Annotated in this window: 22 protein-coding genes and 1 tRNA gene; 17 read left to right on the plus strand and 6 right to left on the minus strand. The window is 63.7% G+C overall.

Annotated elements, in window-relative coordinates; genetic code table 11:
- Window positions 1–14: 14 nt before the first annotated feature.
- The 5 genes from DSX2_RS08530 to DSX2_RS08545 all read right to left on the minus strand — a co-directional run bounded on the left by DSX2_RS08530 (window position 15) and on the right by DSX2_RS08545 (window position 5,348).
- Window positions 15–1,712, minus strand: coding sequence for a bacteriohemerythrin (locus DSX2_RS08530; RefSeq protein WP_020879771.1), 1,698 nt, complete (start codon window positions 1,710–1,712; stop codon window positions 15–17).
- A gap of 370 nt (window positions 1,713–2,082) precedes the next feature.
- Window positions 2,083–3,549, minus strand: a complete 1,467-nt coding sequence (locus tag DSX2_RS18280) for a PIN-like domain-containing protein (RefSeq protein ID WP_020879772.1) — start codon at window positions 3,547–3,549, stop codon at window positions 2,083–2,085.
- A gap of 170 nt (window positions 3,550–3,719) precedes the next feature.
- Window positions 3,720–3,812 (minus strand) — tRNA-Ser (locus DSX2_RS08535).
- Between the two features lie 225 nt (window positions 3,813–4,037).
- A complete protein-coding gene (gene tadA, locus DSX2_RS08540; protein WP_020879773.1) occupies window positions 4,038–4,472 on the minus strand; it encodes a tRNA adenosine(34) deaminase TadA in 435 nt (144 codons plus the stop codon).
- Window positions 4,473–4,538: 66 nt separating this feature from the next.
- Window positions 4,539–5,348 carry a phosphoribosylformylglycinamidine synthase subunit PurQ gene (locus tag DSX2_RS08545; RefSeq protein WP_020879774.1) on the minus strand — a complete coding sequence of 270 codons (810 nt, stop codon included), beginning with the start codon at window positions 5,346–5,348 and terminating at the stop codon, window positions 4,539–4,541.
- A gap of 218 nt (window positions 5,349–5,566) precedes the next feature.
- On the opposite strand from DSX2_RS08545, the gene DSX2_RS08550 reads away from it, so the two are divergent.
- From DSX2_RS08550 to DSX2_RS08620, 15 genes are all read left to right on the plus strand, one after another.
- A complete protein-coding gene (locus tag DSX2_RS08550) occupies window positions 5,567–7,207 on the plus strand; it encodes a CTP synthase (protein ID WP_020879775.1) in 1,641 nt (546 codons plus the stop codon).
- A gap of 21 nt (window positions 7,208–7,228) precedes the next feature.
- Window positions 7,229–8,062 (plus strand): 3-deoxy-8-phosphooctulonate synthase, encoded by an 834-nt coding sequence (gene kdsA, locus DSX2_RS08555; RefSeq protein WP_020879776.1) that lies wholly within the window; start codon window positions 7,229–7,231, stop codon window positions 8,060–8,062.
- 25 nt (window positions 8,063–8,087) lie between these two features.
- Window positions 8,088–8,573, plus strand: a complete 486-nt coding sequence (locus tag DSX2_RS08560; protein WP_020879777.1) for an HAD family hydrolase — start codon at window positions 8,088–8,090, stop codon at window positions 8,571–8,573.
- Window positions 8,573–9,166, plus strand: coding sequence for an LPS export ABC transporter periplasmic protein LptC (gene lptC, locus DSX2_RS08565; protein WP_020879778.1), 594 nt, complete (start codon window positions 8,573–8,575; stop codon window positions 9,164–9,166). The genes DSX2_RS08560 and lptC overlap by 1 nt, the downstream gene beginning before the upstream one ends.
- The gene (locus DSX2_RS08570) at window positions 9,163–9,837 is read left to right on the plus strand and encodes an LptA/OstA family protein (protein WP_020879779.1); all 675 of its coding nucleotides are present in this window, start codon (window positions 9,163–9,165) and stop codon (window positions 9,835–9,837) included. The genes lptC and DSX2_RS08570 overlap by 4 nt, the downstream gene beginning before the upstream one ends.
- Window positions 9,838–9,840: 3 nt before the next feature.
- Window positions 9,841–10,566 carry an LPS export ABC transporter ATP-binding protein gene (lptB, locus tag DSX2_RS08575; RefSeq protein WP_020879780.1) on the plus strand — a complete coding sequence of 242 codons (726 nt, stop codon included), beginning with the start codon at window positions 9,841–9,843 and terminating at the stop codon, window positions 10,564–10,566.
- Window positions 10,567–10,791: 225 nt separating this feature from the next.
- A complete protein-coding gene (rpoN, locus tag DSX2_RS08580) occupies window positions 10,792–12,234 on the plus strand; it encodes an RNA polymerase factor sigma-54 (protein WP_020879781.1) in 1,443 nt (480 codons plus the stop codon).
- A gap of 24 nt (window positions 12,235–12,258) precedes the next feature.
- Window positions 12,259–12,804, plus strand: a complete 546-nt coding sequence (gene raiA / locus DSX2_RS08585; RefSeq protein WP_020879782.1) for a ribosome-associated translation inhibitor RaiA — start codon at window positions 12,259–12,261, stop codon at window positions 12,802–12,804.
- 17 nt (window positions 12,805–12,821) lie between these two features.
- Window positions 12,822–13,271 carry a PTS sugar transporter subunit IIA gene (locus tag DSX2_RS08590; RefSeq protein ID WP_020879783.1) on the plus strand — a complete coding sequence of 150 codons (450 nt, stop codon included), beginning with the start codon at window positions 12,822–12,824 and terminating at the stop codon, window positions 13,269–13,271.
- Window positions 13,272–13,397: 126 nt separating this feature from the next.
- Complete coding sequence (gene rapZ, locus DSX2_RS08595; protein WP_020879784.1) at window positions 13,398–14,282, plus strand: RNase adapter RapZ; 885 nt, start codon at window positions 13,398–13,400, stop codon at window positions 14,280–14,282.
- A 21-nt stretch (window positions 14,283–14,303) separates the two neighbouring features.
- Window positions 14,304–14,738: a PTS sugar transporter subunit IIA gene (locus DSX2_RS08600; RefSeq protein ID WP_020879785.1), complete on the plus strand. Its 435-nt coding sequence runs from the start codon at window positions 14,304–14,306 to the stop codon at window positions 14,736–14,738.
- 2 nt (window positions 14,739–14,740) lie between these two features.
- Window positions 14,741–15,211 carry a PTS sugar transporter subunit IIB gene (locus DSX2_RS08605; protein ID WP_020879786.1) on the plus strand — a complete coding sequence of 157 codons (471 nt, stop codon included), beginning with the start codon at window positions 14,741–14,743 and terminating at the stop codon, window positions 15,209–15,211.
- A 22-nt stretch (window positions 15,212–15,233) separates the two neighbouring features.
- Window positions 15,234–15,914, plus strand: coding sequence for a PTS sugar transporter subunit IIC (locus DSX2_RS08610; RefSeq protein WP_035041496.1), 681 nt, complete (start codon window positions 15,234–15,236; stop codon window positions 15,912–15,914).
- A gap of 84 nt (window positions 15,915–15,998) precedes the next feature.
- Window positions 15,999–16,808 carry a hypothetical protein gene (locus DSX2_RS08615; protein WP_020879788.1) on the plus strand — a complete coding sequence of 270 codons (810 nt, stop codon included), beginning with the start codon at window positions 15,999–16,001 and terminating at the stop codon, window positions 16,806–16,808.
- 187 nt (window positions 16,809–16,995) lie between these two features.
- A complete protein-coding gene (locus DSX2_RS08620) occupies window positions 16,996–20,910 on the plus strand; it encodes a class I adenylate cyclase (RefSeq protein ID WP_020879789.1) in 3,915 nt (1,304 codons plus the stop codon).
- Window positions 20,911–20,978: 68 nt separating this feature from the next.
- Here the strand turns inward: DSX2_RS08620 and DSX2_RS08625 are convergent, their stop codons facing one another.
- The gene (locus tag DSX2_RS08625) at window positions 20,979–21,743 is read right to left on the minus strand and encodes an MBL fold metallo-hydrolase (RefSeq protein WP_020879790.1); all 765 of its coding nucleotides are present in this window, start codon (window positions 21,741–21,743) and stop codon (window positions 20,979–20,981) included.
- A gap of 437 nt (window positions 21,744–22,180) precedes the next feature.
- Between DSX2_RS08625 and DSX2_RS08630 the strand changes: the two genes are divergently transcribed.
- Entirely contained in the window at window positions 22,181–23,176 is a 996-nt protein-coding gene (locus tag DSX2_RS08630; protein WP_020879791.1) for a chemotaxis protein, read from the plus strand.
- Window positions 23,177–23,266: 90 nt separating this feature from the next.
- On the plus strand, window positions 23,267–24,082 hold the full coding sequence (locus DSX2_RS08635) for a biotin--[acetyl-CoA-carboxylase] ligase (protein ID WP_052014738.1): 816 nt from the start codon (window positions 23,267–23,269) through the stop codon (window positions 24,080–24,082).
- Window positions 24,083–24,086 lie beyond the last annotated feature (4 nt).

Genomic DNA, 24,086 nt, shown 5'->3' on the forward strand with positions numbered 1-24,086 from the left:
CTGTCTCGTCGGCCTCAGGCCGCTTCGAGCCCGTTGTCCAGGAAGAACTTCGCGTAGCGTTTGTCGGTCTTGACGATGTGGTTGATCAGCCAGTCGCGCAGGAAGTTCATGAGTTCCATGGTCACATCGGCCTCGCCGGATTTGACCTTGCCGACGAAGTCCAGGACCTGGCCCGTGAGTTCGGCGTGGGCGCGCTTGTGTCCGGCCTTCTCGGCGTAGCCGAACTTGTCGAAGTACTTCTCCTCGGTGGCGAAGTGCTGCACCGTATACTGGGCCAGCCCGTCCAGCAGGCCCTGCATGGCGCTGCGCCCCTGGCCGGACTTCATGGCCGTGTACAGGCCGTTGATCATGTCCACGAGCTTCCTGTGCTGCTCGTCGATGATCTTCACTCCGGTGGCCAGGGTGCTGTTCCAGGGCATCAGCGTGTCCAGGCTCATGCCGCTCTTGAGGTCGGAAAGGAGCAGTGAGAGTTCGTGCGAGAGGTCGGAGATCTCCTGCACCGCGCGCGTGGAGTCGTGGATGCCGTCGGATATCTCGCCCGCCACCTTTTCGGTCTCCTCGATGGCCCGGCTGATGTGCACGGAGCTGACCGACTGCTCCTCCGAGGCCGCGGCTATGGCATGGATCATCATCGTGTTCTCCTCGGCGAAGCGCAGGATCTCCTGCGTGGCCTCTCCGGAGTCGTGCGCGAGGCTGGCCGCGTCGTCGGTGTGGTGCACGGCCGCGTCCATCTGGCCCACGTTGGCCTGCACGGAGTTCTGGATGGCGATGATGGAGTCGCCGACCTCCTTGGTCGCGTTCATGGTCTTCTCGGCCAGCTTGCGCACCTCGTCGGCCACCACGGCGAAGCCGCGCCCCGCGTCGCCCGCCCGCGCGGCCTCGATGGCCGCGTTCAGCGCCAGCAGGTTGGTCTGGTCCGCGATGTCGTTGATCACGTTGATGATGCGGTCGATGGACTTGGCCTGCTCGCCGAGGCTGCCCATGTCGCTGCGCAGGCTCGATGTGGCCTCGTTGACCGTGGCGATGGCCGCGATGGCCTCGCCCACGATCTTGGCGCTCTGGTCGGCCTGCTCCTTGGCGTTCTCCACGCTCAGGGAGGCCTCGGACGAGCTCTTGGAGATGTCGGTGATGGCCATGTTCATCTCGCCCATGGCCGTGGCCGTCTCCAGCATGCGCTGCTTCTGCAGGTCCGCGCCTTCGGAGATGCGCTCCATCCTGTCCGAGAGAGAGGACACGGAGCGCTGGATGCGCTCGACGACCTTCTCCAGCCGCTTTGCGGCGGTCAGCAGGTAGTCGGCGCGCGAATGCTCGGCCAGGCTCGAGGCCTCCTTGGCCTGGGCGATGGCCTCGGTGCAGGTGGTCTGGGCCTCGAGCGCCAGGCGCTCCTTGTCGCGCACGGTTTTTCGGGTGTCGCTGATGCACGCGGAAAGTTCCACGAGTCCCTTGCCGAGAGCGGCCATCTCCCCCGAGCCCGGAAGCGCGGCAGCGGCGTCGAGCGTCCCGGCCAGAGCGGCGGGCAGCATGGTCTGGAGCTTCGCCAGCGGCGCGCTCACGAGCGCGACCGCCGCGACGAGCGTGCCCACGGCCAGAAGCGCGGCCACGGCCGCGAGCCAGAGCGGGACGGGCGTCTCCGCAATGAGGCAGACGAGAATGACGATACTTGCCAGTGCCGCGGCGCCTGCGGCGCTCAGCACGACGTGACGAACGGACATGATTGTTCCCCCTCGTGTCCAGACACAAGTCGCTGCAGGACGTTCGAGTCCTGAATGCTGTTTAAAGGTAGGGTCGAAAAACTGATTGGGAAGAGTCTGAATCCTCTGTTTTCGACGGATATGCGAAGCCAGCCTGGACGGTGGCCGAATCATTCCCCTAACAGGGGAAAGGCCTGTCGGACAGGCTGTGAGGCACTATCGGAACACCTTTTCTGTGCAGGGTTTCGACAGCATGAACGGTGTTTTCATACTACGAGGGGGCAGGAATCGTAAAGATGCGGCTAGGTAGAAAATAGAAAACTTTGAATCCAGAGATTTTCGTTTGATCAGAATGAAGAGAGGATAGTTGTCAGCGTTGAATCTACAGCTCCTAAAAAAGAAGAGGGATAAATTCTTCTCCGTTAATCCAGCCAACAATAATAGAGTCAGCTGGGTATTTTGTTAAGAGATTTGAAACTCTTCTGCGCAGTTCTGGTATCATTTCATTAGAAATTATAGCAAGGGCATCATCAGCGCTAATAATAGCAATTACATGAAATTCACTAAGTCTTCCTTCGTGAACTTCCATATATCCACGAAGGAGGGAATTTATGATTGAAGGGGGAAAGATGAATTTTTCAAAATTTCTCAAATATTTTACTTCATACCCAATAGTCCTAGTATTTCTGTGCGCTATGAAATCTGGAAAAGTTCTGTTTCGAAATACATTCTCATGTGTTTCTTGTAGCCATGCATAAACGGCATCTTCATCTTGATATTCATTCTTCCAAGTGTTTAGAATATTATTTTTTATGTGATAAATACCACTTTGGTTATTTAAAAACGATAAATCGTTTAGGGCAGCATCAAAAAATGAAGATGTGATAGCATTAATGGCGACACGCGACTCATTATCAAGTTTTGGCAAGCTCTTCTCTGATTCTGTAAAATCTTTAACTTGAGCGATCGTTTCATCTGTAATCCCTTCTATTTGCAGTAATTCTTCGGATCTTTTTAGGAATTGATCTGCTGTATACATCCAAAAGTTTGATACTTTCCCATCCCGCATGATCTCCTGAACTAGTGCAGGTTGGGGGCCAATTATTTTCCCTTCCTCAATCCACCACCAGTCTTCCTTTCTATCTCCTGTGACAAATATTACATCCTTAATGTCGTTAGTTGCTGTATGCCCTAACAATTGCTTCCATATGATAAAATCTCCATATTTTCTATAATAGACGATGCCTCTGTCATGAAATTGGCCATCGCCTTTTTTCTTTTGGTCTTCATGCCCTGGCGGTATTCTATTGTCGTATCGCTTTTGACCTTCAATATTAATTCTTTCAATTTCATTCTGATCACTTGGTGGTGACCCAACCCTGCCATGAAAAAGTTCACAAATGTGATTCCCGATCTCATCGTTTAAACATATTTCTGGCAATCGCTCACATGCTTTTGCAGCAGCTTCAGAAAGATTTTTATGTGCTTCATGTACAGCTGAAATGCGGTCTTGGATGTTGTCTACACCAATCCGTCGCTTCTCCAATTCAATCAATCTAATTTCTTTACTTAAATCATCACTGGTTTTATCTATTGTTTGAAGCAAATTTTCTAATTTTAAGTTTGCCTCTCTAATCTTATTGAACTTGTTTCTATGAAACTCAAGGGCTACGTGATATGGGATCCAAATTCTATCGGATACCTTTTCTAATACAGAAAAGAATATGTCCCTGAGGTCTTCCGGGTAACTATAAAAATTCAATAGGACGTTTGCGTCAAAAATAAACAGTGCTTTCTGCCAGAGATGCTTGAATTCATCTTGATCGTAGCGGTAGTAGCCAGGAAAAAGAGTGCGCATCGGGGGCAACCTTATTTTTCAAGATGAAATGATAGTCAAATTACTATGTACTAGTATTTATTTTGTCACAAGGGCTAATTTCGCGATGGGCATCAAATGAGACATCTTGCAACAGAACAAGAGGTCGTTTTTTTGAAGGGCAAAGGAGATGAAAAGAGATGGAATAAGAATGGCGGAGAGGGTGGGATTCGAACCCACGTGCCGGCTCACACCGACAACCCGATTTCGAGTCGGGCCCGTTACGGCCACTTCGGTACCTCTCCGCGCCAAACGGAAGGGCAGTTTGATACCCGCAGGGGAGGCGGGCGTCAAGACGAGTTTTTGCCGGTGCGCAAAAGCGCGTCGTGCCTGTTTTCGGAGTGCGGCGCGGCAGATGGGAGCCGGGCATGGTCGGCGCGCACTGCCGCGCTGGTGCGCGGTGCGCGCGCCGGTTTGAGTGCCCCGGTGCTCATGTGAGCCCATGACCGGGGACCATCGCTGCGGGATGGCTAGTCGCGCCGGGCGCGGAAGAAGTCGCGCAGGAGCGCGCCGCAGGCTTCGGCCCGCACGCCGCCGAGGACTTTCAAACGGTGGTTGAAGAAGGGCAGGGCCGGACCGTCGAGCTGCGAGCCGAAGGCGCCGGTCTTGGGATCCGGCGCGCCGAAGACCACACTCTCCACGCGCGCGTGGACCAGCGCGCCCAGGCACATGACGCAGGGCTCAAGCGTGACCACCAGGGTGGTGCCGGGCAGGCGGTAGTTGCCGAGCGCGGCCGCGGCGGCGCGCAGGGCGCGCACTTCCGCGTGGGCCGTGGGGTCGTTTTCGGAAATGGGGGCGTTGCAGGCCTTCGCCATGATCGCGCCGTCAGGACCGACCAGGACCGCGCCGACAGGCACCTCGCCCAGGCCCGCGCCGCGCCGCGCCTCCGTGATCGCCAGGTCCATGAGATCCTCGAACGAGGACCGGCCTGGAGGCAGGGAGGGGAGCGGCGCAGCGGGCTCGTCGGCCAATCAGGAGTCCTTGAGGTGGCGGATGCCTGCCTCGATGAGGCTGATGCCCAGGGGATCGCTCGCGCCGCGCGTCCAGTTGGGATGGTTGGTCGGGTGGTTGAAGGCCTCGGGGTGGGGCATGAGCCCCAGGATGCGGCCCGAAGGATCGGTCAGCCCGGCGATGCCGAGCGGCGAGCCGTTCGGATTGTAGGGATACTCCTGCGTGGGGTCGCCCGTCTCCGGGTGCACGTACTGCAGCGCCACGAGGCCCGCGTCCGTGACCGCGGCCATGGCCGCATCGTCCTCGAAGACCACCTTGCCCTCACCGTGGCGCACGGGCAGGTAGAGGCGGTCTATGCCCTTGGTGAAGACGCAGGGGCTCTCGGGGTTGGACTTGAGCCACACCCAGCGGTCCTCGAAGCGCGCGGAGTCGTTGTTGGACAGCGAGATGGTGCGCTCGAAGTAGCGGCCGCCGAGCGCGGGCAGGAGCCCGAGCTTGGCCAGGAGCTGGAAGCCGTTGCAGATGCCGAGGATCAGGCCGCCGTCCTCGAAGAAGGACTTGAGCTGGTCGAGGATCAGCGCACCGTCGCCCGAGGCCATGTAGCGCCAGCGCAACGCCGCGGCCTGGGCCGCACCCAGGTCGTCGCCGTCGAGGAAGCCGCCGGGGAAGATGAGGAAGTTGTAGTTCGCAAGCTTCACCCGGCCCGCGCGCAGATCCGAGAAGAAGACCACGTCCGCGCTGTCGCTGCCGCACAGTTTCGCCGCGTGGGCGGATTCCTTGTGGCAGTTGGTGCCGTAGCCGGTGATGACGAGTGTATTGACCTGGCTCAAAGGGGGTTCTCCTGTCGGGGAGGGCATTTTCCGCATTCTAGCATTGCATGCCCGGGCGCACCATAAGGGGAGGCGCAGGCGGCGTCAACCGTGAGTTGCCGGGCGTGGCGCTCTTTGCGTGAAAAAGCCCTTTTCAAGCCGCGTCCAGCCGAATACAATCCGCCGGATCGCCGTGTGGGCGAGAAATTTCGCACGTATTTCAAGGTATGAGGAGCCGCATGAAGACCAAGTTCATTTTCATTACCGGCGGAGTGCTGTCGTCCCTGGGCAAGGGCCTAGCCGGCGCGTCCATCGCCGCCCTGCTGAAGGCCCGTGGCCTGAAGTGCACCATTCAGAAGCTCGACCCCTACATCAACGTGGACCCGGGGACCATGAATCCCTTCCAGCACGGCGAGGTCTACGTCACGGAGGACGGAGCCGAGACCGACCTCGATCTGGGGCACTACGAGCGCTACATCGACGTCTTCATGACCCAGAAGAACAACTTCACCTCCGGCTCCATCTACCACCGCGTCATCCAGAAGGAGCGCCGCGGCGACTACCTTGGGGGCACGGTCCAGGTCATCCCGCACATCACCGACGAGATCAAGCGCGCCATCCTCTCCGTGGTCACGGACGAGGACGTGGCCCTGATCGAGATCGGCGGCACCGTGGGCGACATCGAAGGCCAGCCCTTCCTCGAGGCCATCCGCCAGATGCGCACGGACCTGGGCAAGGAGAACTGCCTCTACATCCACCTGACGCTGGTGCCCTACATGCGCGCCGCGGGCGAGCTGAAGACCAAGCCCACCCAGCACAGCGTCAAGGAGCTGCGCAGCATCGGCATCCAGCCCGACATCATCCTCTGCCGCTCCGAGATGGAGCTCGACGCCGACATCAAGCGCAAGATCGCGCTCTTCTGCAACGTGGACTCCGACGCCGTGTTCTCCGCCGTGGACGTGGACAACATCTACAAGGTGCCGCTCAAGTTCTACACCGAGGGCGTTGACCAGAAGATCGCCATCATGCTGCGGCTGCCCGCCAAGAACGCCGACCTGACCGCCTGGGAGACCCTGACCCACAAGCTCGACAACCCGCGCGGCGAGGTCACCATCGCCATCGTGGGCAAGTACGTGGACCTGAAGGAGGCCTACAAGAGCCTGCACGAGGCCCTCATCCACGGCGGCGTGGCCAACGACGTCAAGGTCAACCTGAAGTACGTCAACTCCGAGGAAGTCACCCCGGCCAACGTCAAGAAGGCGCTCGCCGGATGCGACGGCGTGCTCGTGCCCGGCGGCTTCGGCTCCCGCGGCATCCCGGGCAAGATCGAGGCCATCCGCCACGCCCGCGAGAACAAGGTTCCCTTCTTCGGCATCTGCCTGGGCATGCAGTGCGCCTGCATCGAGGCGGGGCGCAACGTGCTCGGCGTCGAGAAGGCCGACTCCGAGGAGTTCGACCCCCTGACCCAGGAGCCGATCATCTACCTGATGACCGAGTGGTTCGACTTCCGCAGCCAGTGCGTGGAGAAGCGCGACAAGAACTCCGACCTCGGCGGCACCATGCGCCTGGGCAGCTACCCCTGCGTGGTCGTGAAGGGCACCAAGGCCTTCGAGGCCTACGCCGAGGAGTCCATCCACGAGCGCCATCGCCACCGCTACGAGTTCAACCAGAAGTATCTGCCCGACATGGAGAAGCACGGCTACGTCTTCTCCGGCATGTCGCCCAACGGCGAGCTGGCCGAGATCGTCGAGCTGAAGGACCATCCCTGGTTCCTGGGCTGCCAGTTCCATCCCGAGTTCAAGTCCCGGCCCATGCGCCCCCATCCGCTCTTCCGGGAGTTCATCAAGGCCGCCAAGACCTGCAAGAAGGGCCGCAAGTAGGCGGCAGACGGGACGTTGCGCATGACCACGACCAGGCTGCCCACTCCGGACGAGCTCTACGCCGGGAGCCGCGAGGCGCCCTTCGTCATCGCGGGTCCCTGTGTCCTGGAGAGCCGCTCCCTGGTGCTCGAGGCCTCGGCCGCCGTGGCCGAGGCCGCCGCGCGCCTGGGGCTGCGCGTGATCTTCAAGAGCTCCTTCGACAAGGCCAACCGCACCTCGGTGAAGAGCTACCGCGGGCCCGGCATGAAGCAGGGCCTCGAGTGGCTGGCCGAGGCGCGCGAGACCTCGGGGCTTCCCGTGATCACGGACATCCACCTCCCCGAGCAGGCCGCGCCGGTGGCCGAGGTCGCGGACGTGCTCCAGATTCCGGCCTTCCTCTGCCGTCAGACCGACCTGCTCGTGGCCGCCGCGGCCACCGGCAAGGTGGTCAACGTCAAGAAGGGCCAGTTCCTGGCGCCCTGGGACATGCGAAACGCCGTGGGCAAGCTGCGCGAGGCCGGTACCGAGCGCATCTGGCTCACCGAGCGCGGCGCGAGCTTCGGGTACAACAACCTCGTGGTGGATTTCCGCTCCATCCCGATCATGAAGGCCTTCGGCCACCCGGTGGTCTTCGACGCCACCCACTCCGTGCAGCTGCCGGGCGGGCAGGGGCAGTGCTCCGGCGGCCAGCGCGAGCACGTGCCTACGCTGGCCCGGGCTGCCGTGGCCGCGGGGGCCGGCGGCGTCTTCCTGGAGGTTCATCCGAACCCGGACAAGGCCCTGTGCGACGGCCCCAACTCCTGGCCCCTGGACAAACTCCTTCCCCTGCTTACTGATCTTCTTGCCATCTGGAGGCTCCCGAGTGCCATCTCCTGAGGAACGCGCCCGCAAGGTGCGCTTGATGGTTCTGGACGTGGACGGAGTGCTCACGGATGCCGGAATCTACTACGATGCTGAGGGCAGGATACTGAAACGCTTCAACGTCCAGGACGGCCTGGGCATCAAGCTGGCCCAGCGCGAGGGGCTCACCTTCGCCGTGATCACGGGGCTCGACCAGCCGGCCGTGGCGGCCAGGGTGCGCGAGCTCGGCATCACCGACTATTCCGGAGGGCATCTGGAAAAGATGCCGTTCCTCACCGAGCTCGTCGAGCGCAAGGGACTGACCTTCGATGAGGTCGCCTATCTCGGCGACGACTGGATCGACGCCAAGCCGCTTCGCGCCGTCGGCATGCCCATGGCCGTGGCCAACGCCCAGCCCGAGATCAAGACCCTCGCGGCCTGGATCTCCGAAAAGCCCGGCGGCCAAGGGGCCGTGCGCGAGGCCATCTCCTTCATTCTCCGAGCCCAGGGCAAATACGAGGAGATGTGGCGGGCCTGGAGCGAGTGATGGGACGCAAGCTGTCCATCGCGCTTCTCGCTCTGGCCGTCCTGGTGGGCGCCGGTCTGTGGGGCTGGTCTTTCTTCCGCACCGAGATCGACATGGCCCGCGAGGTCGCCCGCCAGCTCCCCAAGGACGTCAACATCGACGTCTCCGCGAAGGGCGTCACCCTCTCCCAGGGCGAGGCCGGGGAGCTCCTGTGGGACCTCACCGCGGACAGCGCCGCCTACAAGAGCGGCAAGGGGACAGTGGTCCTGACCAATCCGGTGATCACCTACCACGCCGCGGACGGCGGCACGGTCCGCATCGAGGCCCCGCAAGGCGAGGTGGACCAGACGAACAACACCATGGTCTTGACGCCGAAGGTCAAGGCCGTTTACGGGCAGGTCGTCGTCACCGGCGACCGTCTCGACTATCAGGGCAAGACCAGACGCATCCTGATCAGCGGCGACGTCGTGGTGCAGAAGGAAGACATGGTCATGACCGGGCCCAAGCTCGAGATCGACCTCACCAACAGGGATATCATCGCCTCGGAGGGCGTGCGGGTCGTGATCGCCCGCAAATCCCCGGCCGCCAAACCGGCCCCGGAGTCCAAGAAATGACGCGTATGCGCCTCGTGCTCTTCATGCTGGCGGCTCTCGTCGCCGCCGTGCCTGCGCCCCTCGCCTCGGCGCAGGGCAACGCCGTCCCCTCGTCCCTGCGGGGCGAGCAGGGCAAGGACATCCCCACGCACATAACGGCCGACAGGCTGACCTACAGCCAGGACCGGGACAGCGTGGTCTTCGAGGGCCACGTGCACGTGACCCGCGGCGAGATGCAGCTCTGGTCCGACCGCCTGACGGCCTACCTCGAGCCCAGCGAGCCCGAGCCCGCCAAGGGCAAGCAGGCGGTCGAGCCCCCGGCCGCGCCGCAGTCCCCCCTGGGCGGGAAAAAGGACGCCAAGATCAAGAGCGTGGTCGCCGTGGGCAACGTGCGCATGCAGCAGCAAGGCAGGCAAGGCTTCTGCGGCAAGGCCACCTTCCACGTGGAGGAGGGGCTTCTGGTCATGGAGGACAACCCCGTGATCCTGGACGGACGCAACAAGGTCACCGGCGAGGTCATCAAATTCTACACGCAGACCAACCGCAGCGAGGTCCTAGGCGGCAAGAAGCAGGTGGAGGCCACCTTCTTCACCAAGCAGGAATCCCTGAGTCCCACCGCCAAGCCGTCCGGAGACTCCAAGGCGCCCGATGCCGCGAAGCCCGCCGACGGCGCCGCGCCGGAGAAGCAGTAGCCCATGGTCAGCAGGCTCGAAGCGCGGGGATTGCGCAAGCAGTACGGCCAGCGGGAAGTGGTCAAGGGCGTTGATCTCGGCCTGGACCAGAACGAGGTCTTCGGCATTCTTGGGCCCAACGGCGCAGGCAAGACGACGACCTTCTACATGCTGCTCGGGGTCATCAAGCCGACCGAGGGGAAGGTCTTTCTGGACGACACGGAGCTGACGCACTGGCCGCTGCACCTGCGCGCCCGCGCCGGATTGTCCTACCTGCCGCAGGAGAGCTCCATCTTCAAGAAGCTCACCGTGCGCCAGAACATGGAGATCATCCTCGAGCACACCGGACTCTCGCGCAAGGAGCAGCGCGCGCGCTGCGACGCGCTCCTCGAGGAACTCGGCATCACGAGGCTCGAGAACTCCCGCGCCGTGCACCTCTCCGGCGGCGAGCGACGCAGGCTCGAGATCGCGCGGGCGCTCATCAGGAGCCCCAAGTTCATCCTCCTCGACGAGCCCTTCGCGGGCATCGACCCTCTGGCCGTGGACGACATCAAGGAGATCATCCGGGGGCTCAAGGACAAGGGCATCGGCATCCTCATCTCCGACCACAACGTGCGCGAGACCCTGTCCATCTGCGATCGCGCCTCCATCGTCTTCGAGGGCACGATCATCCTGACCGGCACTCCGCAAGAGATCGCGGCCAACCCGCGAGCGCGGAAGGTGTACCTCGGTGAGGAATTCTGCCTCTGATGGAATTTTCGTGCCAATGCCTCAGAAAAGCTCGCCGTTCAAGACTTGATCCGTTGCAACACCTTGCCGAGTGTGGCATATTTCCAGCACGGGATGTATCGGCCCCATGAATGTTTGGGGCGGTATTTCTGGCGCGTTTCCGCATGGGGTGGAAACGGGTCATTCCCTGGCCGGACTTTTGCCACTGCGCGGTAGTGCCCTCGGGCTCCGCGCGAGCTAGGACGCATGGCGCTCGAACTCAGACAGCAGCTCAAGCTTTCGCAACAGCTGGTGATGACCCCCCAGCTGCAGCAGGCCATCAAGCTCTTGCAGCTCTCCCGGCTCGAGCTGATGGAGACCGTGCAGCAGGAGTTGCTGGAAAATCCGTTTCTCGAGGAAGGCTTCGAGGAAGCGGAGAGCGAGCGCGAGTCCCCTGAGAACGCCCAGCCTGCGGAGGCCGAGGGCGTCGTCCACGAGATGCCCTCCGACGAGAAGAGTCTGCAGCGCGAAGCGGACTGGGACAACTACCTGGGCGACTTCGCCAGCGCCTCCCGCCAGTCCCAGATGCGCGAGCACGAGGCCCTCGACGAGGGGCTCTCCTTCGAAGCCCGCCTCACGGCCAAGCCGTCCCTCGATGGGCATCTGGCCTGGCAGACCCGCCTCTCGAATTTCACCGAAGAGGAGAAGGAGATCGCCGAGAACATCATCGGCAACCTCAACTCCTCCGGCTATCTTTCCTCCACGGTCGACGAGATCGCCCACGTCACCGGGAGCACTCCGGAGGCGGTGGAGTCGGTGCTCCTGCGCGTGCAGCGCTTCGACCCGGTGGGCGTGGCCGCCAGGGACCCGCGCGAATGCCTGCTGGTCCAGCTCGACGTCTACGGCTACGACGATCCGATCCTGCTCTCCCTGGTTTCCGACCATCTGGAGGACCTGGAGAAGAAGCGCTACAAGCCGCTTGCCCGCAAATTCAAGATCTCCCTGGAGGAACTCCGGGAATACCTGGACATCATCCAGACGCTCGATCCCATGCCCGGCTCGAGCTTCGGCTCGGGCGAGCCCATGTACGTCTCTCCGGACGCGTACGTGTACAAGTTCGACGACAACTTCGTCATCGTGCTCAACGAGGACGGGCTGCCCAGGCTGCAGCTCAACTCCCTGTACATGGACAGCCTGCAGGGCGGGAAGGGCAAGGACAAGGACTACTTCCAGGAGAAGGTGCGCTCGGCCGTGTGGCTGATGAAGAGCCTCTATCAGCGCCAGCGCACGCTCTACAAGGTCATCGAGAGCATCGTCCGCTTTCAGCGGGACTTCTTCGAAGAAGGCGTGACCCACCTGCGTCCCTTGATCCTCAAGGACGTGGCCGACGACATCGGGATGCACGAATCCACCGTCAGCCGCATCACGACCAACAAGTACGTGGCCACGCCGCACGGCATCTTCGAGCTCAAGTTCTTCTTCAACTCCGCCCTGAGCCTGGACGACGGAAGCGAGGTCGGCTCGGAGAGCGTCAAGGCGCTCATCAAGCAGCTCATCGGCGAGGAAGACGCGAAGCAGCCCCTGTCCGACGAACGGATCGTGGACATCCTGAAGGACAAGCTGCAGGTCAACATCGCGCGCCGCACGGTGGCCAAGTACCGCACGGCGCTCAACATTCCCTCGTCGAGCAAGCGCAAGCAGATTTTCTAAAGCCCCCGAACAAGGAGCGAGCATATGAACATTGCCTTCAACTTCAAGAACTTCGATCCTTCCGACCACCTCAAGGACTATGCGGAGAAGCGCTTCGAGAAGCTTGAGAAATATCTTGCCAACCACGATGCCGCCGAGGTTCAGGTGAACCTCTCGGTGGAGAAGATCCGCCAGATGGTCGAAGTCATCGTCTCCGACGACAACCTGCACCTTTCGGCCAACGAGTCCGCGGACGACATGTACTCGGCCATCGATCTCGTCGTGGACAAGATCGTGGCCCAGATGAAGCGCATCCGCGAGAAGCAGAAGAGCAAGCGTGCGGCCAAGACCGCGGACAAGTCCGTGCGTCACGAGGTCTTCAGCTTCGTGGGCGAGGGCGAGGACAAATCCAAGAGCATCGTGGCCACCGACAGCTTCAGCCCGAAGCCCATGGACATCGAGGAGGCCGCCATGCAGCTCGAGACCCTGGACTACGAGTTCCTGGTCTTCCGCAACGCTGAGACCGAGCGGGTGAACGTTGTCTACCGGCGCAGGGACGGCAACTTCGGCATCATCGATCCCGGCCTCTAGGCGACACGGCGAACGGCATGAAACTCGGTGATTATCTGAACCCCGGGCTTGTGCTGCCCGACCTCTCGGCGAGGAGCAAGGAAGCTGTCCTCGCCGAGATGGTCGAGCCCCTGGCACGCACGCATCCGGACATCGATCGGGAACGCGCCGTCAGCGTCCTTCTGGAGCGCGAACGGCTCGGGACCACGGGAATCGGGGACGGCATCGCCATCCCCCACGGCAAGATCGAAGGGCTCTCCGACATCGTCCTCGTGGCGGCGCGCTGCTGCGAGGGCATCGACTTCGATGCCCTCGACCACAGGCCCTGCCAGATCTTTTTTCTCGTCCTTGCGCCGGAAGAGGCGGCCGGGCAGCACCTGCGCGTCCTTGCCCACATCTCGCGCCTGCTCAAGGATTCTGAATTCAAGAAGGCCTTCCTGTCCGCTTCGGACAAGGAAAGCTTGCTTGCGCTGCTGCAGGGCGTCTAGGGAGCATCTCGTCGTGCGGACGGGCCTCGGGCCGAGCCGCCCGGGAATACGGCCCGGGAATACGAACAAGGGAAGAATGGCACCGCGCGCCGACCATGGTGCAGCGCGCAGCGCAGGAGGCTTCTGATGCACGCGGAGCCGGCTTTCGCCATCGTCGTCCTGACCGGTCTTTCCGGGGCCGGGAAGAGCACGGCGTTGCGCGTCTTCGAAGACATGGGCTTCTTCTGCGTGGACGGCCTCCCTGCCGCGATGCTGCCCAAGCTGGCCTCCCTCTACAAGGGGCAGGCCGACCGCCGCACCAAAGGCCTCGCCCTGGGGCTGGACATACGCCAGCACGACTTTCTGAAGGACTGGGAAGAGGCGCTTGCCGAGCTCGCCGCGGAAAACGTCGGCGTGCAGGTGATCTTCCTGGAAGCCGACCAGCAGGAGCTGCTCAGGCGCTACCACGAGACGCGGCGTCCCCATCCTCTGGAATCCGAGGACCTGGGGCTCGAGCGTGCCCTGGAGGAGGAACGCAAACTTCTCGAGCCTTTGCGCGCCTCCGCGGGCCTGGTGATTGACACCACCCAGTATTCCATCCATGATCTGAGACGGACGCTCCAGGGGAAATGGGCCTTTCTGAACGAGGGGCCGCGCGGCTTGCGCATCCACATCATCTCCTTCGGCTTCAAGTACGCGGCGCCCAAGGAAGCGGACCTGATGTTCGACCTCCGCTTCCTGCCGAATCCGTATTTCGACGCCGAACTCAAGCCCCTCACCGGCAAGGATCCCGAAGTGGCCGCCTACGTCCTGGACAACCCCACGGGGCGCGAGTTCCTGCAGCGTTTCCTCGGCTTCATGGACTATCTGGTGCCGCTCTATTCGCGCGAGGGACGTTTCAGGCTGACCATCGCCATCGGCTGCACGGGCGGGCATCACCGTTCGGTGGCCGTGGCGGAGCGGTTGTTCAAGGAACTGAAGGCAAAGAACTACGCGGTGACCCTCGAGCACCGTCACATCGATCGGGCCTGAGCGCCCCGGGAACGGGTCAACATGGCGGACAGCGCGACGAACAAGATCACCGGCATACTGCTGGTGACCCATGCCGACTACGGAAAGGCGCTCATCGATGCGGCCAAGTTCATCGTCGGAGACCAGCCGCGCCTTGCGAGCATCGGCGTGGACGCCAGTTCGGACGTGGGCGCCACGGTCGGCGCGATCAAGGAGTGCATCAAGGAGCTGGACGGCGGCAACGGCGTTCTCATCCTCACCGACATGTTCGGCGGCACCCCCACCAACCTCTCCCTGTCCCTGCTCACCGCCGGCAAGGTGGAGGTCATCACCGGCGTAAACCTGCCCATGCTCATCAAGGTCCTGCAGCACCGCGGCCAGACGCCGCAGGAGATGGCCGGGCTGGCCAAGAACGCAGGCGTGCAGGGCATCGTCGTGGCCGGCGAGGTGCTGCGCAAAAAGATCGCCGCGAGCTGAAGATGTTCTGGGTGCGTATCGATAACCGTCTCGTGCATGGCCAGATCATCGAGGCCTGGCTCCCCTTCACCGGAGCGGAGACCCTGGTCGTGGCCAACGATGAACTCGCCGAGGACGGCCTGCGCCAGGAGATCATGGCCTTGGCCATCCCCGAGGACATCTCGCTCCATTTCGCGCGGGTGCAGGCGCTGCCCGATCTGGTGGCGAGCCTTTCCGGCAGCAGCAGCGCGCCCGACGTGATGGTCCTCTTCGCCACCTGCATCGACGCCCGCAGGGCCTATGAGGCGGGGCTGCACTTTTCGAGCATCAACATCGGCAACCTCCATTACTCTCCCGGCAAGAAGCAGATCTGCGCGCACGTGGCCGTGAGCAGCGAGGACGAAAGCTGTCTCGGGTTCTTCTCGGCCGAACACGTGGCCCTCGACTACCGCTGCGTGCCCAACGACCCCGTACAGGTGAAGAAACGGTGGTGATCGCCATGTATTCCGAGATTCCCTGGTATCTCGTCACGGCTTTTTTTTTGTCCTTTTCTCGTTCTTCCGCTTCGGCCTGAACACGGGCTTCCTTGAGCGGCCGCTGGTCATCGGGCTGCTCTGGGCCGCCATCTCGGGTCACGCCAAGACCTCGCTCGGCGTCGCCGTCTTCTTCGAGCTGCTCTGGATAGACCTCTTTCCCGCAGGGACCTTCATCCCGCCCCATCTCGTGGCTTCGACCTGCGCCGCGCTCGGCCTGGCCTCGGCCTTCGGCCTGCACGCGCCGCAGGACGCGCTGCTCTGCATCATCGTGGCCATGCCGCTCGGCCCCCTCGGGGCGAAGCTGGAGCAGCTCCTGCGCTCCTGGCAGAACCGCCACTACAACTCCCTGGTGCACGACGCCCGCCACCTCGGCGAGGGCTTCGCGCCCGAGCGGATCGTCTACCGCGCCCTGGCGGAGATGGCGATTGGCTCCCTCGCCTGCTTCGGCCTGGCCCTGGCCGCGCTCTACGCCGTCATGCCCGCGCTCCTTCCCATGTGGCGCGACGTGACCTCGCCGTTCGACATCGGCTGGGTGCACATGTGGCTGGCGGCGAGCCTCGGCGGCATCCTGGCCGTGCGCTGGAAGCGCGCCTACGGCCTGCTGGCCGCCGCCACCGCGCTCCTGGCCATGAGCGGCGTCTTCGGCACTTCCTCGTTCTAGCCGCGATTGATTGTTTCCCCCGGCGGAGCTACAAGATTGCAATGGAGCCGCCATCCGGCGGCTTTTCCCAAGCCGGGAGACGTCATGGGCAAGGAGTTCGAGGACTACGCGGACGCATTGCGCGACGAGGTGACGGCCGAGATGGCCGAAACCTTCTTCGGCGCGCGACGCGAGCTCGAAGACTCGATCGCCCATTGGCAGGAGCTGGCAGGAAAGCTCCGCGGAAGGCTCGAGCTCCTTGCAGGGCGCGCGGCCGGGCTTCAGGCCGTTCTCTTCGGCGCGGACGGCGCCCGGGGCTTCTACCAAACGCTCGGCGTCGACGCCGAAGTCTTTCTGCAGCTGGCCGGGCGGCTCGAGGAGCCGGACGCAAGCGGGATTCTGGCCGATCTGCGGGTTCCCTTTGCCTGGACGCGCTTCGGGCGCTACCTGGGACTCGTCGAGGACGCCTACGCGCTCCTGCTCGCCGGGATCGAGGACTATCGGCACGGCACCTGGTACGACGATCCCAAGCGTCCGGGCCGCAAGGCCCTCACGCCCAACTATGCCATGCTCGCCCAGGAGGCGGAGCGCATCAACGAACGCGTGGCGACGGTCAACACCTACCAGGGACCGACCTGCGCCCTGCGCGTGGTGCGCAACATGGATCCCGAGGCTCAGGGACGGCGCGACCTTGCCGGCGGGCCGCTGCAGGACGAGAATTGCGGCCTGGACAGCTCCATGGCCTTTTCGCCCGTGTCCCTTAAGGCCCAGGACATCCCCGAACTGCCCGCGCTGCCTCCGTTCGAGCGGTTCCGAGGCACTCTTGAACAGCATCTGCGTGATCTGTACGACAGCCATGCCGCACAGGTGCCCGGCCTGCTGGCGGCTGTGAGGGCCGCGCGTCCCCAGGGCTGAGGGTCCGGGTGCCCGAAGTGCTGGCGCGCTATCCTGGCCCGGCCTGCCGAGGCCAGCAGGCGGAGCCCGCCGGTCCCGGCTTTCCCGTCGCCGCGAATTGTTATAGAAATTGCTTTTGGCGCCGCCTCTTTCCTTGTCCGAGGGCAGGGCGGTGCCGGATCGTTGCCCGAGGATGACGCAGGAGACCATGCAGTCCGCACCCGACACCGTGGCAACCCTTGCCGTTCGTTTCCGCGAGGGCTGCATCCCCTCCGACGGCCCGTCCGCCCCGAAGCTGCACACGGCTCTGCTGCGCTTGGCCAAGGACGGTGCTCCAGGCGGGCAAGGCGATGCGGAGGCCTTGCGCACGGCGTTCGATCTTGCGGTCTCCCTGGCCCTGCCGGGCATGCTGCCCCGGGAGATGGGGAGTCTCGCGGACGTCCTGGGACTGCTTCTGCGCCTGGGGGCGCACGGGCGGCGGCTGGCCCTGCACCTCGTGTCCGAGGCTCCGCTGCCCTGGCCGCAGCTGACGGCGCTTCTTGAGCAGCTGCCCTTGCGGGCCCGGCTGCATCTGGGCAACGCCTTCTTCCTTTCCACTGAATCGGCTGCGGGCGGCTCCGCTGTGCAGGAGTTCTCCTCTTCCCTGGTGGCCCATCTGCGAGACATGCGCGAAGAGGAAATCCTCGATTTTCTCGGCGACCTTGCAGCCGAAGGTGAGCGGATCGCCTGGCCTCTCCGGCAGGCCCTGCAGCGCGGAGCTTTCGGAGAGTGGCTGCGCACCCGTCCTTCCTTTGCGAGCGAGCATCCGGGAGAGCCGCGCGCCTTGGCCGCGCTGCGGCTGCTCGAGGACGAGCAGGGCGTGCTCGCCCATGTCCAGGCCGCGGCCGACCGGCCCGGACGATGGACCGGTGAGCTCGTCGCCCTGGCGGGCACGTTCGGTTCGCGTGATGATGCGGGGTTGCTCAAGATTCTGGTGGGGCTGCTCGCAGGCGGGGACGAGGCCCTCGCCGTCCAGGCTGCAGACGCGCTGCTGCGGCTCGGCTGGAGCAAGACCGGCGAGGCCCTCGGGCGTTTCTTTTTGCGCATTCCGGCGCTTCGGCGGGCGCTCGGACACCAGGCGCTGCTCCTGGGAGAGCGGGAAGCCGCGGATTTCCTCGGGCAGTTCGAGCAGGGCGAGCGCGACAAGGTGGCGCTCTATCTCTTCCTGTCCCTATCTCGTCTGGCCCCGGAGTTCTGCCTGGCCTGTCTCAAGCGTCGCGAGGTGGGGCTTGCGAACAGCCTTTCGCCGGACGACATGGCGGCAGCGGAGAAGTTCTTTCTGCGGCAGATGAAACGAGGCGCCTTCACGCCCCTCGCGGAGCGTTTCGGCAAGGTGGCGCCGCCCAGGCAGGGCGCTGAGCAGGTGAATGCCGGCTTCTTCTCGCGCCTTTTCGGCCGTGGCAAGAGCGACCTCAGGCGATCCGTGACTCGCGGAGCCATCATCGGCGAGGATTTCGCGGGCAGCACGCTCTCGGACGTCTCGCTCTCCGGGCGGAGCTTCCGCGACTGCCGTCTTGCCGGAGCGGTCCTCGTGAACGTGCATTTCGAGTCCGCGTCCTTCGCCAATGTGGACTGCTCAGCCGCGACATTTAGGAAGTCGGTGTTCAAGCGCTGCACCTTCAGCGGCGTTTCGTTCAGGAAAGCCTGGCTGCACGGCTGCACGTTCCTCGACTGCGACTTCAGGGCCTGCGACTTCAGCGACGCCGTGCTGCACGGCGGCAGAATCGCCGCTGGTCAGCTCCTGCAATGCCACCTGGGCGGAACGAGACTCGACGGCTGCAGGCTTTCCGACGTGAGCCTGCGGGGCTCGCAGGCGGGGGGCGCCCAGATGCGCCGCTGCCGTCTCTTTACCTGTCTCTTCGAGGACTGCGGGCTTGCGGCCGTGCTCGGGCTCGAGAGCGCCTTCATGGGCGTCCGTTTCGAAGACTGCGATGTCCAGGGGGCCGAGTTCGAGTCCTGTTCCTTCCTTGCCTGCACGGTGGTCGCCTCGCGGCTCGCCGGGGCGCGCGCCGTGCGTTGCAAGACCGACGTTTCGGCCTTCATGGAGCTTGCCGAGTCCACCCTTCGCGAGGCCGCCTCGCGACTCACGTCCCAGGGCGAGCCCGAGGCCCCTCCGTCGGGACTCCTCGCGCCGTCCGGGCGGGACTTCATGGAGGGCCTTCTTGCGGCCTGGGCCAGGCACCGGGACATGGCGCTCCTCGAGTTGGCCATGCGCGCGGCCAACGCCGACCGGCTCTCCTGGGCCTGCGAGGTCATGACGCCCGAGCAGGGCGAATTCGTCCATCTCCTGCCCCTGCTGCTGCACACGGACGTCTTCGAGACCGCCAGGGGGCTTTCGGGGGTGCCGACCTGCCAGGTCGACAACTTCCTGCCGTCCCTGGAGCAGGCCGAGCTGCTGCGCAGGCACTTCCCGGACGTGGTGCCCGAGGGCAAGGATCCGCCTGCAGGTCTTCGCATCGAGGGCATCTACGCAATGGGCAGCCTGGGCACCCTGGCCCAGACTTCCAAATCCGACCTGGACTGCTGGGTCTGCGTGGACGGCAACGAGGTTGCGGCGGCCGATCGGCAGGGGCTCAAGGCCAAGCTGGCCGCGCTCGAGCGCTGGGCCGAGGAGCGCTTCGGGCTGGAGACGCATTTTTTTCTCATGTCCCTGGACGACGTGCGTGCGAACCGTTTCGGCAAGAGCGACGAGGAGAGTTCGGGCTCGGCCCAGGCCCTGCTGCTCAAGGACGAGTTCTACCGCACCTGCCTGGTGCTCGGCGGCCGCATCCCGGCCTGGTGGCTCATGCCGCCGGGACTCGGCTCCGCGGCCTACCGCGAGCGCCTGCCCACCGCGTTGCGCCATCCCCTGCTCGAGCAGGACCGGGTGGTCGACCTCGGCCCTTTGGAGGACATCCCGCCCGAGGAATTTTTCGGCGCCTGCCTGTGGCAGATCGTCAAGGCCATGAAAAGCCCCTTCAAGTCGGTCATGAAGTTCGGCCTGCTGGAGCAGTACGCGCGGGGCACGGGCGCGGCGGCCGAGCTTTTGTGCGAGACGCTCAAGGAGAACATCCTGCGCGGCCGCACGAATGCGGTCGAGCGCGATCCCTATCTGGCGCTCTTTGCGCGGGTGCGCGGCTACTATACCGGGCTCAAGGACATCGAGGCCCTTTACCTGTTGCGCGAAGCCTTCATGGAGCGCTTCTCGCAGCCCGGCAAGGCCCAGCCCGGCTCGCGGCGTGAGGAGGTCTACGCCGAGGTGAGCGCCCTGTTGCCCGCTTTCGGCGGCTCCCTGGGCGAGAAGGAGCTCGGCGCGGCCGGGCCCGGCGGCTGGAGCTTCGGCAAGAGCGTCAAGATGGGCGCCCTGGTCAACAAGTTCATGATCGACACGTACGGCCGCATCCGCTCGCGGCTTTCCGACGGGGAATCGCTCCTGGCCTCGCGCATCACGCCGCAGGACATGACCAAGCTCGGGCGCCGCATCATGGCCAGCTTCGCGCGGCGCGACCACAAGGTGGAGCGCATCCCCTTCCTCAAGCTCTCCAAGCGGACATTCCGCGAGATGCGTTTCACCGCGGAGAAGGCGCCGGGGCGCAAGACCAAGTGGCTGCTTCGGGGCAAGTCGTACGGCACCGACGAATGGGAGCTTCTGCGGCGCTCCGAGGACCCGTCCGCGCTGCTGGTCTGGACCGCGGCCAACGGGCTCTATGTGGACAGCATCCCCCTGCAGGGGGATGCGACCATCGCGCCCTTCGCCATCGAGGACGTCAAGACCCTGCTCGCGAGCCTGACGGAATTCTTCCCGCCCGAGGATTTCGCCGTGGACAGCGCGAACTACCTGGACGAAGAACGTGTGGAGAAGGCCTTCTTCATCCTCAACCTCGCCGTACCGCGCGAGGTCAAGGAGCTGCGCGAGGTCTGGTCCGTGTGCCTGACGAACTGGGGCGAGCTTTTGTGCATTCCGGACTTCCAGCCAGACGCCCTGATCCGCAAGTCCGCCTCGTCATACCTGCGCAAGCGTCTCGGGCTCAATCCCGCGGGGCTCCTGCCCATGGAAAGCTTCACGCCCAAGCGGGCGCTCTGTCCGCGCATCGTTCTGGCATGAGCCGGTTGGCCTGAGAAAACCGGCTTGATAAGGAACCGTTCCCGATCGCCGGGGATCAGGGGATGGAGTCAGCTTTCGGGGAAATCGAAGGACTGCCCCTTGCCCACGATCCCGGCGAATCCGTCCGCGCGGGCGTCCGGCAGGGGGCCGGGATTGACGTGGTAGAGCCATGTCTTCGCCCGGACCGCCTCCGGCAGGCCGCACAGTTCCGCGTAGCGCGGGTGCACTCCGGAGGCCGCGGCGGACGTCTCGCAGTCGTGGAAGACGACGTCGGCCTGCTCGCACAGGCCCATGCGCTGTTCGGGCATGAAGCTCGTGTCGCCGCTCAGGAACACGGTGCGGCGGCCCGCCCTGAAGAACAGTCCGTAGCAGGGGCTCAGGGCGTGACCGTTGTTGACGTGCACGGTCTGCACGAGCTGGAACCTGCAGCCGTTCCAGAGGAAGAAGCCGCCCCGGGGAACGCGGTGCAGCTTGAAGAAGGTGTTCAGATCGGCCCTGCCGCCGCCGAGCGAGCCCATGCCGCCGGACAGGGTGTTCTTCCAGAGCGCGTCCGCCATGTCGGCGCTGACATAGAGATCGGGCCGTTCGCAAGCGGAATCGAAGTGGGAGGTGAAGCCGAGCCATTCCAGGCCGCCTGCGTGGTCTGCGTGCAAGTGGCTTACGAACACGGCCTCCACGTCGCGGTAGCCGAGCCCGATCTCGTTCAGGGACAGCCGGGCATCCGAGCCGCAGTCCAGGAGCAGGCGGCGTCCGTCTCTCTCCACCAGGATGTTGGAGTGGTAGTTGCCGTCCGTGGTGAAGGCCGAGCCGCTTCCGAGAAATGTCAGCTTCATGCGTCGTCCTTTAGGGGGATGCGGGCCGGGAGCTCGCATCCTGCCGCGCGCAGAAATCGCGGACAGGGACGGTTTTGTGCCTCGCAGGCGTTTTGGGGCCGCTTCCCGTGCGTTTTCTGCGGGATTCGAGCGCTCTTAACCGATTTCCGTTTCTGGAGCAATGCGCGCGCGCCGTTTTTTGCGTATAAGCGGGCGCTATTCGAAACTGTCTGCCCGGTTGGGCTCTTGTGTCGGAATATGAAATATTCCGGAAGGGTGGGAGTGAAACGAGATTCTAATAGTCTTGCCGTGCCTTGCGCGGGTATGGTTGCTGATCGAAGTGGGGGCAAGACCCGGACGGCCGGGCACGAAGGGCCATTTCGCGTGTTTCCTTTCCGCGTTTTTTTTGACAGAAGGGCGGCAGACGCGGGACGACCTCTTACGATCGGGATGGGGCAATGAGCCAGACCAACATTTTGCTCGAATCGGGCACGAACGAACTGGAGATCGTCGAGTTCTTCATCGACGAGGTGGGCAGCGACGGCAAGGTCTACACGGGCCACTACGGGGTGAACGTCGCCAAGGTGTTGGAGATCATCAGGAAGCCGCAGGTCACGGCCATGCCCAACCAGCCGCACCCCTGCGTCAAGGGGGCCTTCAACCTGCGCTCGCGCATCATCCCCCTGGTGGATCTCTCGCTCTGGCTCGGCAAGAGGATGCAGGAGAGCGAGGCCCAGAAGGTGGTCGTCACCGAGTTCAACAACGTCATCAACGCCTTCCTGGTTTCCGGGGTCAACCGCATCCACCGCCTGAGCTGGACCCAGATCGAGCCGCCCGACGACAACCTCGTCCGCTACACCGGATCGAGCATCACCGGCGTAGTCAAGTTCGACGACCGCATCATCCTCATCCTGGACATGGAGAAGATCATCGCCGATCTGAACCCCAACCTGACCTTCCGTCTGGACAAGTCCGAGGAGGCCGAGGAGGGGCGTGTCGCCGCGCGGCCCGTGCGCGTGCTGATCAGCGACGACTCCTCCATGATACGCCGCACCTTGTCGCGCGGCCTGGAGAAGGTCGGTTTCGAGGTGGTGCAGACGAGCAACGGCAAAGACGCCTGGGACCGTTTGGAAGCGTTCAAGCACCAAGCCGAGCAGGAACAGCGCCCCCTGACCGATCTCCTCAATATCGTTGTCTCGGATATCGAGATGCCGATCATGGACGGCCACAACCTGTGCAAGCGCATCAAGGACGATCCCGTGCTGGGCACGCTGCCGGTCATCCTCTTCTCCTCCCTGATCACCGACAGGCTGCGCCACAAGGGGCTTGCCGTCGGAGCGGACGACCAGATTTCGAAACCGGACATCACCATCCTGGCCCGGCACATCAAGAAGCTGCTGAACGAGCGGCAGGGGTTCGACTTCGCGCCCGAAAACGGCGCGCAGGGCGAATAGCCGGGCCGAAGGCAGGGAATTACGGACAGCATCGGCGCACGGCCTCTCATCTGCATCCTGTCTCCCCACGAACCCGGCACTCTGGCCGGGATGCACCCGTCCTGGGCGGCGGACGTCGCCGCCCTCGGTCCGTGGCGCACGCACCCTTGCGGACAGGCGGCCGAGGCTGCCTCCCCGTCCGGTCCGGTGCGCGTCCTGCCCGCCTGCTCCTCGACCATGGACGAGGCGTGGAGGCTCGCGCAGGCAGGGGATATGCCCCCCTTCTCGAGCCTCGTCGCCGCCAGCCAGGAGCAGGGCAGGGGGCAGCTTCGCCGCGGCTGGCATTCGCCGCCGGGCAACCTCTACGTCAGCCTTGCCCTGCCGCTCCTGCCGTCGGAAGCCGCCGACGTGGCCTCGCTGCTCGTGGGGCTCGCGGCCAGCTTGGCGCTCGAGCGGCTGGGAGCGGCCACGCAAGTGAAGTGGCCCAACGACTTGGTCACGCACGAGGGCAAGGTCGGCGGCATTCTCGTCGAGGAGCGCGCGGGGCGGATGATCGCAGGCATCGGCATGAACCTCGTCCATCTGCCTCCTGCCTCGGCCCTGCGTCTCGGCCATGCCCTTCCCCCCGCTTTGATGCCGGGTATGCCTGAAGGCTTCGGCCCGCTCAGACTTTGGCTGGCAACACTTTCCGGGATGGTTCCCATTCTTTCCATGGCAACCGCCGAAGGATCGACGGGGAAGCTGCTTGAAACGCTGAACGAACGTCTTGCCTTCAAGGGGAAAAGGGTCGTGGTGGAAGATGGTGCAGAACGCGTGGAGGGACGGCTGGCGGGCCTTGCGGGGGACGGCGGACTGGTGATCGAGCGATTCGGCCGGGAAGGGGGGCGAATGACCCTTTACTCGGGCAGCATTTGTCCTATATGTTAAGAGG

The sequence above is a fragment of the Desulfovibrio sp. X2 genome (genome assembly GCF_000422205.1).
Taxonomy (GTDB): domain Bacteria; phylum Desulfobacterota; class Desulfovibrionia; order Desulfovibrionales; family Desulfovibrionaceae; genus Alkalidesulfovibrio.